Below are 14284 nucleotides of genomic sequence, written 5' to 3' on the forward strand. Positions count from 1 at the left end.
ATGCTAGGCGCCAAATTTGAGGATTGTGTTATGGCGTTAAAAGCGACGATTTATAAGGTTGATTTGAATATTGCAGATATGGATACGCACCGTTATGCAGATTATCAGTTGACGATGGCGCTGCATCCTTCAGAAACCATTGAACGCCTGATGGTGCGTATTCTGGCGTATGCGCGTTATGCCGATGAAGCGCTGGAATTTACCAAGGATCTGTTTGAAACCGATGAGCCGGCCTTGTGGGAAAAAGACCTCACTGGTCAATTGGTGAAATGGATTGAAGTCGGTAGCCCGGATGAAGATAAAGTCAAAAAAGCCAGTGCGCGCTGTAAGCAAGTGGCTGTGGTGACCTATGGTTCTGCGGTAGATGAATGGTATAAGCGCAGCAGCAAATTAAAGACGTTAAAGAATGTGGAGGTGTGGAAATTATCGACTACAACCACCGATGCATTGCCACAATTATGTGCACGCACCATGCAGTTACAGCTCAATGTGATGGATGGTGAATGGACTCTGATTGGCGATCAGGGGCAGGTGCTGGTCGAGTGGGAACAGTTACAATAAGGACGCATAAGGATGCACGTCTGGACTTGTATCCTGTCGCTTAAATTGCGTATACCTGAGGAATAAAAATACTCAGGGTTGTGTCATGTACCATGAACTTTATGATTTACTGCTGGCCGTCGCGATCGGGGCCATTATTGGTGCAGAACGTGAATATCACAGTAAATCTGCCGGACTGCGTACCATGATCATGGTCAGTCTCAGCTCCTGTCTGTTTACTATCATTTCCCTGAAAATAGGCGTGGAAAATCCTGACCGGCTGGCGGCCAATGTCCTGACGGGGCTAGGCTTTTTAGGGGCAGGGGTCATTCTCAAAGATGAGAACCGTATTTCAGGAATTACCACGGCCACCACCATCTGGATGACCGCAGCACTGGGCATGGCAGCCGGTGCGGGTTATGAAATCCTGAGTATCTGGGCCACTTTAATGGTCATGGTGGTACTGGTTCTACTGATGTATGTACAGCGCGGGATCGAGTCGCTGAATCAGGAACGTAATTACGAAATTGTCTGTCCTTTTGAGAAACATGAGCTCAACCATTATGAATCGCTTTTCAAACAATATAAGCTAAAAGTCATGCATTCTTCACAGCGCAAGGTTGAGCAGCAGATTAGCGGAAGATGGGTGCTGATGGGATCGGCCAAAAACCATCAAAAACTCACCCTGCATTTACTCAATGATCAGAATATTCAGGAACTCAGCTTTTAATCCATCAAGGACTAAAGCCTAAAAAAATCAATCAATCCGGTTTATACTGATTTTTGAATTTATGCCAATCTCAGGTAAATAAGCATGATTAACGAACTTGAAATTATTGATTTAAAAGTAGGCGAAGGGAAAGAGGCGGTAAAAGGTGCGCTGATTACCACACACTATACCGGCTGGCTAGAAGATGGAACCAAGTTTGATTCATCGATTGATCGCGGTAATTATTTTGAAACCGTGATCGGAACAGGCCGTGTGATCAAAGGTTGGGATCAGGGCATTTTGGGCATGAAAGTGGGTGGTAAACGTAAACTGCTGGTGCCGGCACATTTGGCCTATGGCGAACGTAAAATGGGCAAAGTGATTCCAGCCAATTCAGACCTGATTTTTGAAATTGAACTGTTTGATGTAAAAACACGTGATTAATTCATTGAAATAAGATTTATTCAGTATCATGAGTGAATGCTGATCGGGAGAAGTCTCAGTATTGGGGGCTTCTTCCGATAAACTACAAAAAAATATTTGAACTCCCTGATATTCCAAGTAGATTATAAGAAGAATAAAGCTCTTTTTCAGGAAACTACTGTCTTTGCAAAACGTGATAAGGAATGTCTATTTTGTAATGTGGGTTTGGGCCATAAGCTGGGGCATCTTGATGAGCACTTCAGTATCTGCCCAGATCGCTGCCACATCCCCCGGGGTGCAGCAGCAGTTCCGTGATCATATCTCTGAAATTCATTTTAGCGAACACAGCAGCAGCCCTTTGCAGGGGAAATGGTTATTTTATCCGAGCCAGTTTATTGTCTAGCCAAGTTCCGTACTTTTATCAAAAACAGTGGAATTGCCGGCTTCTTTTAAAATACTGACCAACTCAAATATTGGTTATGGCACATTTATTAGCCATTATAAAATTCCTAAAGAATTTATCGGACGCCGGATTGCCATTCGGATTCCTGCTCAATATGGCGCTTATCGGGTCTATGTAAATGGCGAGTTTATTGTCCGGCTTGGGCAAATCAGTAAAACACCTGAACAGCAGATCACTGAAAAAGCCCCCCGGATTGGCTATTTCGTTGCAGACAGTGAATACATTACCTTAAGCATTCAGGCCTCGAATTACACTCATTTGCATGGAGGGCTGGAACGCCCAATGCAGATTGGGGTCGCAGGTACAGTCAATCGTCAATTCCAGCAGTTGATGATGAGTATTGCCATGGCCTGTGGCGCAGTACTCGGGGTGGGTGTTTTCAATATCCTGTTTTCAATATTTCGAGGATCAAAAGAGCGTAATAGCAAAAGCATTTTTGTGTTTGGCTGTTTTATTATCTTTCTGGCCCTGCATAATATGTTTTCAGCGCCCTATGCCTATTCGGTATTTACCAATATCGACTGGTTATGGGGAACACGTTTAGAGTATCTGTTTACGTTTCTGGCGGTATTATTTTTCCTCAGTTATATGCATCTGTTTAATCAGCGCTATTTAAAACCGCTGATTTATTATATTGCGATCGTCTTATTGATTTTGAATATCAGTGTGACGCTATTTTCTACCCCCGAGTTATTTGAACGTCTTGCGCTCTATAGTGCGATTTATGGTCTGGTGATTATTGGGAATTTTATGTACGGGTTTTATCAGACCCTACGTGATAAGCAACCGTATTCACGCCTGAATCTGTTTGCCATTATTTTCTTGTGTCTGACATTTTTAAATGACTATCTCTTGCTGATTAATGTCATTCAAACCACACATTTGTCTTTCATTTCCACCAGTTTATATGCCTTGTTGATTATGTTTCAGCAGTCTAGACACTATGCGCATCAAACTTATCAGACAGAACAGCTAAATTTTAACCTCATCGAGCTCAACAGTTCGCTTGATCAAAAAGTCAAAGAGCGTACCCAGCAACTGCATCAACTAAATGCCAAACTGGAACATCAGATGAAGATTGATGCGCTGACCGGTGCTTTTAACCGGCGTGCTTTAAATAGTGAAATCCAGCAGAAGTTTTTGCAAAGCCAGCAACATTCACATGCCACACTGCTTTTTGCCATGCTGGATGTTGATTATTTTAAAAATTATAATGATCATTATGGCCATTTAAAGGGTGATGAGATTCTACAAAACCTGGTTAAGGTGATTCAGGCCAGCTTGCCTCAATCGGGTTATCTGGCGCGTTATGGCGGGGAGGAATTTGCCATTCTGCTTGGTGATATACCGATTCCGGTTGCCCTGCAATATCTGGAACGTGTCATTCAGCAGATTCGGGAACAACAATTTGAACATCTAAACCGGCCGGATGGCAAAGCCTGGATCACGGTCAGTGTGGGCGCTGCTTGGATAAGCCCACAACATCAATATACCGATATTCATGCCTTGATGAAAGCCGCAGATGTGCAGCTGTATCTGGCTAAACAGACCGGGCGTGATCAATTAAACTTTGAGCAGGGTGCAGATTAAAAAACGTATTTATACAGATATGATCCATCATCTTGTGAATGTGCGGTGCTCGAATCAAATCCACATCGCTGATAATAGCTGAGGGCTGTTTGAGTCGACTTGACTGCAATCTGATAGATTTTTTTCTCTACTAATGCTGCATGCATTTGATTAAATAATTCGGTGCCAAATCCAAGCCTCTGGCAATGTGGGGCGACATAATGCATCCGGATTTCTCCAGTATCACTGACCAATAAAAACCCGACTACTTTGTCGTGCACAAGGCAAACCCAACAATCGTTATAAAGCATATCGACAATCAGGCTGGCGTGATCAAATTTTTCCAGCCAGCTTTGGATGCGACTGTCCTCACGTTGATGATCTAAAACACAAGATTGAATACTGTCATGAATCACCTGAATAATTTGAGGTATATCCTGAATCTTCCCTTCACGAATCACCATGTTATTCATTTTCTCGAACATTTACAGGAAGGCTTCATTGGAAGAGAAATGCAGGTTGAAACAAAATAACAATCTTGTAGTTTTTTGAGAGGATTTTCTTAAAAACCAGTAGGTGAAGATAACTTATGTTGCTGATCTGTCGGTTTTGTTTATCTGATTTTCTAAAATCAACGCTTCTCAGGAGCGGGTGCTCAAATTTACAGCAAGCTTTGCTAGAATCGCCGTGCTTACTTTAAATCCCCATAAAATCGAGTCAAGGATGCCATCATCGAAATAGTGCAGGAGTTTGCACTGTCTAAAAAATAGACGTATGCTAGGTGTTAGGCCATTATTCAAATGAATATGAAGTGCTCGGTAATAAAAATAAAATCAGCCACACGAGATCATCTACTATGTTTAAATTGTTGCTCTTGCTGTGTATTTTTTTGCTGTTCAATGCCGCCTGGATCGTGGGGCGGAAAATTTATAAAACCCAGTCTTATCTCTCTGCGCAGCGTGCAGAAAAACCTGAACAAATTGCCAGTATTTCAGAACATGTCATGACTACGCATGAGGAACAGGTGCATCTGGTTGATGCTTATGAACTGGAACTGTTTGATGATGTGGCTCAGCTGTTTTTTCAGCGTCATGTAGCTATTCAGGACAGGGCACAGGCAGAGCAGTTACAGCAGGAAATCTTGCAAAAAATGCCTATGCAAAGCAGTACACAAATTCGTCAGATGGATTTAGGGGAGTGGTCGATTTTCTGGAATTTTTACCATCAGTCACTGGAATATTATGTCGGCCGCTATGGCGTGTTTTATACGCATGTCGACCGTTTTGGCCAAGAGCATCGTCAGGAAATTCGTACCGATCTTTTACAGTCAGATTGTGCTTGATACTCTCTGCTCAGGAAGCTTGTAAGTTTTGCAGGAAACGATAGGCGTTAAACATCAGGCTGCATATTTAAGCCGATGTAATTCGGAAAAGGTATTTAAGGCATCTTGCCAGATTTTTTCTGCCCCCTGACGGAAATAGCCCATATGACCAATGTCCTTTAAACCATAATCTTCAGCTTTAAGATCAATATAATGCACGTTTGCTTGACGGTAATATTGCATAAAAGCATGTCTGGAATTAGGCAGGGCCCAAGTATCATCGAGAGCAGCAACCGCATAAATCGGAGTACTTACCGCAGCATAACGTGTGTGTAAGTCTTTCAAATCCGGATCGGCAAAGAAATAGGTCGGATATTTGCACCACTTACGCCACTGACGATAGACATCACGTGGCAAGTCTGCACCCATGTTAAATTTGCTCCATGGCAAATAGCCGGTGATTGCTACGAGTGGAGGGAAAACAATATTCCAGATCATCTGAACCTTGATTTTTTCCTTGAGCGGCATATAACCATGCCAGCCGGCGCCTGTGCCATAACAGTACATCGCTTCGATGCGGTCATGATGTTTACACAGACCTAATGCCTGACCTCCATAGGAATGGCCAATCATATAAATATCCAGTCCTGTCCGGCCCAAATATTCAATTGCCGCACTCAGGTCATATTCTCCCCAGTCCAGATAAGACATTTTAAAGCCTTTGAGCTGTTTCGGTGCGGAAGCGGCCACCCCTCGATAATCGAAGGTCAGCACCTGAAAATCGGCATGAGTTGCATATTCTGCAAAACGGCGATAAAACGCTTGCGGTACTCCCGTCGCACAGGCAACGACAATATTGGCCTTCGCCACAGACGGTGTCCGGTAGAGTTTGCCACTTAAGCTATAACCATCTTCTGCCAGAAACTGGACACTTTCTACCTGCATTTTTCCCTGCACCATGAGTATATCCTTCGTTATATTGGATGAGATCTTGTTTTTTGTGCGCTAGCTTATGTTTAATCCAATAATGGGCCAGATGTCAAAACTCGGCAGTCGTATAGCGAGAAGAACCCTTTAAGCATATATGAAGATCGCTGCGCTATCATCATGTCTAAACAGGGGGAAATAGTATGATTATTGATTTTCAGCAGGCGAAATTACAGAAGTTTATGGCTCTGGCAATGAAGATCGAAGCGCAGCCTGAACTGTATGTGCAGTTTGATTCGGTTTCAGACTTTTATAAAGCAGACTGGCTGCGGGATTTTCCAAACGGAACCACATGGTATGTGTCCGGTCTAGACGATGGCGCCGATGAATTTCATGTCGTGATTGACTATGCCACAGCACAGCTACAGATCAGTTGTGGCCAGACACAGTTGTCTGCAAAACTATCTTGCAAAGATTGACCGAATTGCCGCTATTTCCCGATAAAAGAATAATGACAGATGCTATAAAGTTGATATAAATTGCAGAATCATCTCTGTGTTTGGTTTTATTTGCGATAGTCCGGAGTGACCTAAGCGAATAATGCAATAAAAATAAGGAAAAATAGCATGGCACATCAGTTCACTGTGAAAGCAATTATCAATGGCGTGTCTATTGATGAATTTAAACGTCTGGCCAATGATATTCGTTTGCATGAGGCAGTCTGTCATCGAATTCCTGCGCAAAATTTAGAAATTCTGGTCTCGGAAAAGCAGGGGCATATGTATACCTTGAAACGTGCCTATAATCTGGATGTCAACATCCCGGATATGGCAAAAAAATTACTCAAGGATGCATTCCGTTTGCAGCGTACCGATATCAGCGATCTGAATCAAATGACATCGACGGTACAACTCGGGGCAAATTTACCGATCGAGGCGACCTGTCAGCGTGCAGTCACTGGAGATGAAGACCAGATCCAGTTTCAGCTCAACTGGACAGTAAAGGTCAAAGTGCCGTTGCTCGGCGGTATGCTGGAAAAGCATGCAGAAGGCGAGATTCGTAAATTTAGTGAAATTGAACTCAGTATCGTTGAAGATGAATTACGCAAGAGCCTAACAGCCTGAATTAGTGCACCCATCTCGTTCACCAATATTTAAAAAGGGCACTTTTAAGCTGGGTGGTGGCGGTCAATTCGGCAATGTATAGCCATTTAGCTTGCTGCCGTTCTCTAAGCAATGCGGCTTAAGACGTAGAAAAATAATAAGGCAATACAGATGGGATTGAGTGCCGTTTGATCGACTGAAGAAACGGCATCATATTATTTGTATTTATGCCGCTAACTTTGAGCTTAATCACTTCTTCTATGATATTGCATCGCCAGTCGATAAGCGAGTTGATCCACATTCAGCAATTATCTGCGCGTACTGCGCAATATGAGCTAACCATCTGCATGCTATTGTTTATATAGCTATTTTTAGATTAGTGAAGTAGGGTGCTGTGCAGTGCCATAAGCAAAGACTTCGACCATACCGCCTTGCATGCCCAGTTCCGTAGTGCTCAGCCGAATCCCCATAATCTGGGTGGCTCCGATTTTTTCAGCTTCAAGTTTTAAACGTACAATCGCCTCACGCCGTGCCCGCTCTACCACGCTTTCATAGCTGGTCAAACGACCTCCCAACATGTTCTGCACATTGGCAATTGCGTATTTAAAATAATCATGGGAAATAACCACATTACTGCTGATCATCTGTCCGGAATGTTCAGATAAGATAAAGCGGCTGTTGTTGACCTGGATATAAGCCAGTCGTTGTTCCTGTTCGTCTAGATAACGAAAATGTTTGCGTTCATTATAACGACCAAAGCCAAAACCGACGCTAAACAGAATGACAAAAATGACGATCTGAAAAATTAAACCGTCCATGAATTATTCTGCCTGTGGAAAAGGGTCGGGTAATTTTGGCATGACTGGATCAACAATGACCGCCGTTCCATAGACAAACAGTTCAGAGGCGCCTTGGGCAATATTGGAGGTCGAGAAACGAATACCGACAATCGCATTGGCACCCATGCTACGGGCTTTTTCAACCATCCGGTTCATCGCTTCCTGACGGGATTCTTCCAGCAGCTCGGTATAAGCAGTAAGCTCACCCCCGACAATATTTTTCAGGCCAGCGAGTAAATCACGCCCGACATGTTTGCTGCGTACCGTACTGCCATAAACCACATCAATTTGTTGGCGAATAGTGTGTCCCGGTACAGATTCCAGATTGCTAAGTAACATGCGTATGTTTTCTAAATAAATTGCTGGTCTATGACAATAGGAAAACTGCTTTGAAAATGCAATAAAAAAGCCCACCGAAGTGAGCTTTTCTTTTTCTATTTTAAATCTATTTCGCCTGCTGTGCTGCTGCGCGGCGTTGTTCAGTCACGGACGGCTGATTCGGCAGGGTATCCGTGGTATTGACTTTTAAGCCTCCACCGAGGGTCTTGTAGACTTCAACCTGATTGTTCAAGTTGGCCTGTTCAAGCAAGAGCAAGCCTTGTTCTGCGGCATAAGAGGCGCGCTGTGCATCCAGTACCGTCAGATAGCTGTCAATCCCGGCGCGAAAACGTGCCTGCGACAAGCGATAGGTGGTATTGGTGGCTTCTACCAGACGGCGCTGTGCAGCAATTCGATCACCAATGTTTTGGCGAACTGCTAGCGCATCATTTACTTCACGAAAAGCGGCTTGAATCGACTTTTCGTAATCTGATAATGCAATTTGCTGATCGGTTTCAGAAATCTGGATATTGGCCTGACGGGTACCCCAATCGAAAATTGGAATATCCAGACTTGGGCCAAAGGACCAGCCAAAACTGCCTGATTTAAACAGATCGCCTAAATCGGTCGATGCATAACCTGCTGAACCGGTCAAACTGATGGTCGGGAACAGGCGTGCGCGTGCTGCCGCGATATTGGCACCCGCTGCAGACAGACGATACTCGGCAGCGCGTACATCTGGACGGTTAATCAGCAAATCACTTGGCAAGCCTGCACCCAGTGCCGTATTGGACGTGATGCTGGTTACGCGTTGTGCCGGCAATAAAGTCGCAGGCACTTGCTGACCGACCAGCAGGTTTAACAGGTTTTGTGCCTGTGCCACCTGAGTGCGGTAATTCGCGACATCATTGCGTGCCGTTTCGACGGAAATCTGGGCCTGACGCACAGGAAGTTCGCTGTCGATCCCGACATCAAAACGTTTCTTGTTCAGGTTAAACGATTCAAGCTGTGCTTTTAGCGTTTGTTCAGCCAAAGCCAGATTGGCATTGGCAAATGAATAGCTGAGCCAGGCTTGAGACACCTGACCAATCAGCGCAATTTGCGTCGCATCTCGCGCACTCTGAGTCGCCAGGAAGTTATCCAGTGCATTGTCACTTAAGCTACGTACACGCCCCCAAAAGTCCAGTTCAAATGCGGTTACACCCAGACCTACATTATAGGTGGTTACAGCACCGCGGCTTTGAGGATTGCTGCTGCCCGTGTCTTGACGTAACACGCTGCCACTGGCACCAATGGTCGGTAACTGATTGTTTTCAGTAATCTGATACTGTTGCTGGGCGCGTTGAATATTCAGGGCAGCAGTGCGCAGATCACGGTTATTGTTTAATGCCAGATCGAGCACCTGTAACAGGCGCTGATCGGCAAAAAAGTTTTTATAACCTTGTTCTGCTACAGAAGTACCAGACGCATTGGTATAGCTGCTCGGGATATCTGCCTGCGCAACCGGCTCTGGACTGCGCATGCTTTGACAAGCCGTCAAAGCAAGCGCAAGGGCAGATAACGCAATGCTACGACCTGTAATAGACCATACATTTTGCATTACGACTTATACTCCTGATTTTGTTGTTTTGGTTTGTATTTAAAGACACTTCGAATCCACACGTAGAATACCGGGATAAAGAAGATACCTAACAAGGTCGAGCTGATCACGCCGCCGAGTACACCATAACCGACTGAGTGTTGGCTACCTGCACCCGCACCTGAAGCCAGGGCAAGCGGTAATACACCAAAACCAAAGGCCAATGTGGTCATGATAATTGGACGTAAACGCATTTTTGCCGCATGCAAGGTCGCTTCAAATAACTCTTCACCTTGTTCTTGCAATTCTTTCGCAAACTCGACAATCAAGATCGCGTTTTTCGCAGAAAGACCAATCACGGCAATAATCGCCACCTGGAAGTAAATGTTATTCGACAGGTTCGGGTTTTGCAGCAATACCATTCCACCAAAGGTGAGTAATAATGCACCAACAATACCCAATGGGACTACCATTAGAACCGAGAACGGAATCGACCAGCTTTCATACAGGGCTGCCAGACACAGGAAGACAATCAGCAGTGACAAGGCATACAGGAACGGCGCCTGTGCACCAGATTCACGCTCTTCTAAAGACAGACCTGTCCATTCGAAATCGAAACCTTGCAAGCCCATTTCTGGTAACTTCGCCACAATTTCTTCCATGGCCACCATTGCGTCGCCCGAGCTGATACCCGGAGCAGGTGTACCCTGGATGTTCATAGAAGATACGCCATTATAACGCTCAAGACGTGGTGAACCGTAGGTCCATTCGCCTGTGGCAAACGCCGAGAATGGCACCATTTCACCGCGGTTATTACGCACATACCATTGGTCCAGATCTTCCGGCATCATACGCGAGCCAGCTTCACCCTGAACATAGACTTTCTTGACACGACCGCGATCAATGAAGTCATTGATATACGAACCGCCCCAAGCAATACCCATGGTGCTGTTAATTTCAGCAACACTCACGCCCAGTGCACCAGCTTGTGCATGATCGACAATGACACGGTACTGTGGATTATCTTCCTGACCATTCGGACGCACACCAGCCAGACGCGAGTCTTGTGCTGCTAGACCGAGAATCGTATTACGTGCTGCCAGGAGCTGGTCATGACTTTGACCACTTGCAGCTTTGAGCTGTAAGTTAAAGCCAGCCGACACACCCAGTTCAGGCATTGCAGGTAATTGCAGAGGCATGATGTAAGACGCATCTTTGACAATCATGTTCAGCGCCATACCACGTTGAATAATGGCACCGACTTGAGATTCCGGACTGTGACGCTCTGACCAGTCTTTCAGTTTAATAAATGCTAGACCTGCGTTTTGTCCCACACCCGTGAAGGAGAAACCTGCCACACTAAAGACGGACTCGACATGCTCTTTCTCATTTTCCAAGAAATAGTTGGTCATAGTGCTGACCACTTTGTCGGTACGTTCCAAGGTTGCATTTGGCGGTAACTGAACCAGCGTCATGACCACGCCCTGGTCTTCATCCGGTAGGAACGAAGAAGGCAGTTTCTGGAACAACAGCACAATAATACCCAGTACCACGGCATACACCACGCCTGAGAAAATCTTGCTGTGGGTCATACGGTTGACGCCGCCCTGATATTTCATAGAGACCTTGTCAAAACTGCTATTAAACCAACGGAAGAAACGCGCAAAAATACCATTACTTTCCGGCTTGTTCGGATCATGCTGTTTCAGCAGGGTCGCACATAGGGCAGGGGTGAATGTTAAGGCAACCACCAGTGACAAGACCATCGCTGTTACCAGCGTAATCGAGAACTGGCGATAAATGACCCCGGTGGTTCCACCGAAGAATGCCATTGGAACGAATACTGCCGACAACACCGAGGTAATACCAATCAGTGCGCCAGAAATCTGTTTCATCGATTTTTCAGTTGCAGCCACCGGATCCAGATGTTCTTCCACCATGACCCGTTCGACGTTCTCGACCACAACAATCGCGTCATCGACCAGAAGACCAATCGCCAACACCATGGCAAACATGGTCAGGGTATTAATCGAGAAGCCAAAGATGTTAATGACGGCAAATGTACCTAATACAACGACTGGAACCGCCATGGTTGGAATAATCGTGGCACGCCAGTTCTGCAAGAACAAGAACATGACCAGGAACACCAGAATAATCGCTTCGATCAGGGTCTTAACCACACTCTTAATCGACAGTTCAATAAATGGTGTTGTATCAAAGGCCAGTTGATCGACCATGCCTTGCGGATAGTTCGGACGTAACTGTTCTAAGCGTTCTTCAACCGCTTTTGCTGTATCAAGCGCGTTAGCACCTGTGGCAAGTTTAATTGCCACACCACCAGCCGGTTTGCCATTAAATTTCGAATCAAACTGATAGTTATCTGCACCGAGTTCCACCCGTGCCACATCACCCAGACGAACTTGCGCGCCCGAAGTGGTATTTTTCAGGAAGATATTGCTGAACTGTTCCGGAGTCTGTAACAGGCTTTGAGCCGTTACGGTTGCATTCAGCACTTGACCTTCAACTGCAGGAGCACCACCAAGCTGACCCACCGCAACCTGTGCGTTCTGGGTGCGAATTGCAGTCGCAATATCGCTCGGTGTTACTTGCAGGCTGGCCATTTTGGCTGGATCTAGCCAGATGCGCATGGCATAAGAGCCACCAAAGACCTGAACTTCACCGACCCCGGCCACACGGCTTAAAGGTTCAGAAATATTCGAGTTGACATAGTCTTTGATGTCATCGGCGGTCAGGCTGCCATCAGGTGAATAGAAAGCCAATACCTGAAGGAAGCTGGCACCGGATTTGGTGACACGCACACCCTGACGCTGTACATCTTCGGGAAGAAGTGCAGTGGCAGACTGTAATTTGTTCTGAACCTGAACCTGTGCGATATCAGGATCAACACCCTGGTCAAAGTTCAAGGAAATAGAAGAAGAACCGTTACCCGCACTGTTAGACGAGATATAACGTAAGCCATCCATACCGTTCATCTGCTGCTCGATGATCTGGGTCACTGTATTTTCAACAGTTTCAGCAGATGCACCTGGATAAGTCGCAGAAATGGTCACGGTTGGCGGAGCAATCGTTGGATATTGTGCAATTGGCATTTTGCTGATGGTTAAAATACCGGCCAGCATGATAACCAATGCAATCACCCATGCAAAAATCGGGCGATGAATAAAGAATTGAGCCATGAACCATTACTCCTTATGCATTTGCAGCAGGTTTTTGTTCAGGTTGTTCTTTCTTTGCATCATCTGCCTTTTTCTCGTTTGCTGCAGGCTGTTGCGGTGCAGCACCTTGAGGTTGATAAGGTTTAGCTACAACTTGCTGTTCAGGTTTCACTTTTGCAATCCCGTCCACAATCACTTTATCACCTGGATTCAGACCTTCAGTCACAATCCAGTTGTTGCCTTGAGAGCCGGTGGTCGTGACTGGACGTGGTGCTACTTTACCATCAGCACCGACCAGCATCGCCATTGCCTGACCTGTTGGAGTACGGGTCAACGCCGCTTGTGGGATCAGGAAGGCATTGGGCACTTCACCCTGTACGATTTGCGCAGTCGCAAACATACCTGGCAGGAGTAAATGGTTTTTGTTCGGGAATACCGCACGTAAAGTCACCGTACCTGTTTCCGGATTTACGCTGGCATCCGAAAATGCAAGACGGCCTTCAATCGGGTAGATGCTGCCATCTTCAAGCTTTAACTTCACTTTAGTGTTGTTTGAGCTATTCAAGTCGCCTTTGTTGAGCTGCTGACGTAAACGTAAAAGCTCAGCACTGGACTGGTTGATATCCACATAAATCGGATCTAAACGCTGAATGGTAACCAATGGCTCTGGTTGATTCGCCGTCACTAATGCACCCGCAGTCACAGAGGAACGGTTGGTCTGGCCCGAGATCGGTGCACGTACAGTCGAATAGCCCAAGTTAATTTCGGCATTACGCAAGGTGGCACGGTTGGCATTCAGATCGGCTTCAGCCAGTTTGACCTGTGCCACGATGTCATCATATTCTTGTTTAGAAATGGCATTGGTTCCAACCAGCTGGCGGTAACGGCCTTCCTTCACACGTAATACACCCAGATTGGCTTCAGCACGGGCAATTGCTGCACGAGCATTATCCACGGTCGCACGGTTGGTGCTTGAATCGATTTCGTACAGAGCCTGACCTTCACGCACATAACTGCCTTCAGTGAACAAGCGTTTAAGCACCACACCACTGGCTTGCGGACGTACTTCTGAAATTTCAAATGCTGTTGTACGACCCGAGAGCTCTACAGACTGCTCTACACTTTGTGGTTGTGCAACAAGAACACCGACTTCAGTCGGTGGCATCTGTTGTTGAGCACCAGCTTGCTGGCCCTCTTTTGGATCTTTGCTACAACCAACAAGTGCAAGACTTGTTGCTAATGCGCAAGCAGTCAGGGCAGGTGCCCAAAGCTTTGCAGACATCATTGTTTCACCTCTATTAGATCTTTATCTAAATT

Annotated in this window: 13 protein-coding genes and 1 pseudogene; 7 read left to right on the top strand and 7 right to left on the bottom strand. The window is 45.7% G+C overall.

What is annotated here, in order from left to right; genetic code table 11:
• The first annotated feature begins 30 nt into the window (after positions 1-30).
• From FTU87_RS07915 to FTU87_RS07930, 4 genes and pseudogenes are all read left to right on the top strand, one after another.
• Positions 31-561: a YaeQ family protein gene (locus FTU87_RS07915; RefSeq protein WP_005169770.1), complete on the top strand. Its 531-nt coding sequence runs from the start codon at positions 31-33 to the stop codon at positions 559-561.
• Positions 562-646: 85 nt separating this feature from the next.
• A complete protein-coding gene (locus tag FTU87_RS07920; RefSeq protein WP_005097799.1) occupies positions 647-1270 on the top strand; it encodes an MgtC/SapB family protein in 624 nt (207 codons plus the stop codon).
• An 84-nt stretch (positions 1271-1354) separates the two neighbouring features.
• Positions 1355-1693, top strand: a complete 339-nt coding sequence (locus FTU87_RS07925; protein ID WP_005097798.1) for an FKBP-type peptidyl-prolyl cis-trans isomerase — start codon at positions 1355-1357, stop codon at positions 1691-1693.
• 229 nt (positions 1694-1922) lie between these two features.
• A pseudogene (locus FTU87_RS07930) lies at positions 1923-3725 on the top strand (diguanylate cyclase domain-containing protein).
• Here the strand turns inward: FTU87_RS07930 and FTU87_RS07935 are convergent.
• Positions 3722-4189 (bottom strand): GNAT family N-acetyltransferase, encoded by a 468-nt coding sequence (locus FTU87_RS07935; RefSeq protein WP_180096954.1) that lies wholly within the window; start codon positions 4187-4189, stop codon positions 3722-3724. The pseudogene FTU87_RS07930 and the gene FTU87_RS07935 overlap by 4 nt on opposite strands.
• A gap of 371 nt (positions 4190-4560) precedes the next feature.
• On the opposite strand from FTU87_RS07935, the gene FTU87_RS07940 reads away from it, so the two are divergent.
• Positions 4561-5046, top strand: coding sequence for a hypothetical protein (locus FTU87_RS07940; RefSeq protein ID WP_005169777.1), 486 nt, complete (start codon positions 4561-4563; stop codon positions 5044-5046).
• A gap of 54 nt (positions 5047-5100) precedes the next feature.
• Here FTU87_RS07940 and FTU87_RS07945 read toward each other — a convergent pair whose 3' ends face one another.
• Positions 5101-5985, bottom strand: a complete 885-nt coding sequence (locus FTU87_RS07945) for an alpha/beta fold hydrolase (protein ID WP_180096955.1) — start codon at positions 5983-5985, stop codon at positions 5101-5103.
• A 170-nt stretch (positions 5986-6155) separates the two neighbouring features.
• Here FTU87_RS07945 and FTU87_RS07950 point away from each other — a divergent pair, with 170 nt between their 5' ends.
• Together FTU87_RS07950 and FTU87_RS07955 are read left to right on the top strand one after the other, a co-directional pair.
• Positions 6156-6431 carry a hypothetical protein gene (locus FTU87_RS07950; RefSeq protein WP_180078202.1) on the top strand — a complete coding sequence of 92 codons (276 nt, stop codon included), beginning with the start codon at positions 6156-6158 and terminating at the stop codon, positions 6429-6431.
• A gap of 147 nt (positions 6432-6578) precedes the next feature.
• Positions 6579-7076 carry a DUF2505 family protein gene (locus FTU87_RS07955; RefSeq protein ID WP_005097789.1) on the top strand — a complete coding sequence of 166 codons (498 nt, stop codon included), beginning with the start codon at positions 6579-6581 and terminating at the stop codon, positions 7074-7076.
• A 350-nt stretch (positions 7077-7426) separates the two neighbouring features.
• Here FTU87_RS07955 and FTU87_RS07960 read toward each other — a convergent pair whose 3' ends face one another.
• The 5 genes from FTU87_RS07960 to FTU87_RS07980 form a co-directional block, all read right to left on the bottom strand.
• A complete protein-coding gene (locus FTU87_RS07960; protein ID WP_180096956.1) occupies positions 7427-7873 on the bottom strand; it encodes a YbjQ family protein in 447 nt (148 codons plus the stop codon).
• A 3-nt stretch (positions 7874-7876) separates the two neighbouring features.
• Positions 7877-8233, bottom strand: coding sequence for a YbjQ family protein (locus tag FTU87_RS07965; protein ID WP_005097785.1), 357 nt, complete (start codon positions 8231-8233; stop codon positions 7877-7879).
• 106 nt (positions 8234-8339) lie between these two features.
• Entirely contained in the window at positions 8340-9812 is a 1473-nt protein-coding gene (gene adeK / locus FTU87_RS07970) for a multidrug efflux RND transporter AdeIJK outer membrane channel subunit AdeK (protein ID WP_180096957.1), read from the bottom strand.
• Complete coding sequence (locus tag FTU87_RS07975; RefSeq protein ID WP_180096958.1) at positions 9812-12988, bottom strand: efflux RND transporter permease subunit; 3177 nt, start codon at positions 12986-12988, stop codon at positions 9812-9814. The genes adeK and FTU87_RS07975 overlap by 1 nt, the downstream gene beginning before the upstream one ends.
• Positions 12989-13001: 13 nt before the next feature.
• Complete coding sequence (locus tag FTU87_RS07980) at positions 13002-14252, bottom strand: efflux RND transporter periplasmic adaptor subunit (RefSeq protein WP_074383417.1); 1251 nt, start codon at positions 14250-14252, stop codon at positions 13002-13004.
• Positions 14253-14284 lie beyond the last annotated feature (32 nt).

This window comes from Acinetobacter sp. YH12156 (assembly GCF_013418235.1).
GTDB classification, from domain to species: Bacteria; Pseudomonadota; Gammaproteobacteria; order Pseudomonadales; family Moraxellaceae; genus Acinetobacter; species Acinetobacter pseudolwoffii.

Excerpts from the sequence above, each read along its gene's own strand:
- FTU87_RS07915 (WP_005169770.1), top strand. The coding sequence starts at position 31 with ATGGCGTTAAAAGCGACGATTTATAAGGTTGATTTGAATATTGCAGAT.
- FTU87_RS07920 (WP_005097799.1), top strand. The coding sequence starts at position 647 with ATGTACCATGAACTTTATGATTTACTGCTGGCCGTCGCGATCGGGGCC.
- FTU87_RS07925 (WP_005097798.1), top strand. The coding sequence starts at position 1,355 with ATGATTAACGAACTTGAAATTATTGATTTAAAAGTAGGCGAAGGGAAA.
- FTU87_RS07935 (WP_180096954.1), bottom strand. The coding sequence starts at position 4,189 with ATGTTCGAGAAAATGAATAACATGGTGATTCGTGAAGGGAAGATTCAG.
- FTU87_RS07940 (WP_005169777.1), top strand. The coding sequence starts at position 4,561 with ATGTTTAAATTGTTGCTCTTGCTGTGTATTTTTTTGCTGTTCAATGCC.
- FTU87_RS07945 (WP_180096955.1), bottom strand. The coding sequence starts at position 5,985 with ATGGTGCAGGGAAAAATGCAGGTAGAAAGTGTCCAGTTTCTGGCAGAA.
- FTU87_RS07950 (WP_180078202.1), top strand. The coding sequence starts at position 6,156 with ATGATTATTGATTTTCAGCAGGCGAAATTACAGAAGTTTATGGCTCTG.
- FTU87_RS07955 (WP_005097789.1), top strand. The coding sequence starts at position 6,579 with ATGGCACATCAGTTCACTGTGAAAGCAATTATCAATGGCGTGTCTATT.
- FTU87_RS07960 (WP_180096956.1), bottom strand. The coding sequence starts at position 7,873 with ATGGACGGTTTAATTTTTCAGATCGTCATTTTTGTCATTCTGTTTAGC.
- FTU87_RS07965 (WP_005097785.1), bottom strand. The coding sequence starts at position 8,233 with ATGTTACTTAGCAATCTGGAATCTGTACCGGGACACACTATTCGCCAA.
- adeK (WP_180096957.1), bottom strand. The coding sequence starts at position 9,812 with ATGCAAAATGTATGGTCTATTACAGGTCGTAGCATTGCGTTATCTGCC.
- FTU87_RS07975 (WP_180096958.1), bottom strand. The coding sequence starts at position 12,988 with ATGGCTCAATTCTTTATTCATCGCCCGATTTTTGCATGGGTGATTGCA.
- FTU87_RS07980 (WP_074383417.1), bottom strand. The coding sequence starts at position 14,252 with ATGATGTCTGCAAAGCTTTGGGCACCTGCCCTGACTGCTTGCGCATTA.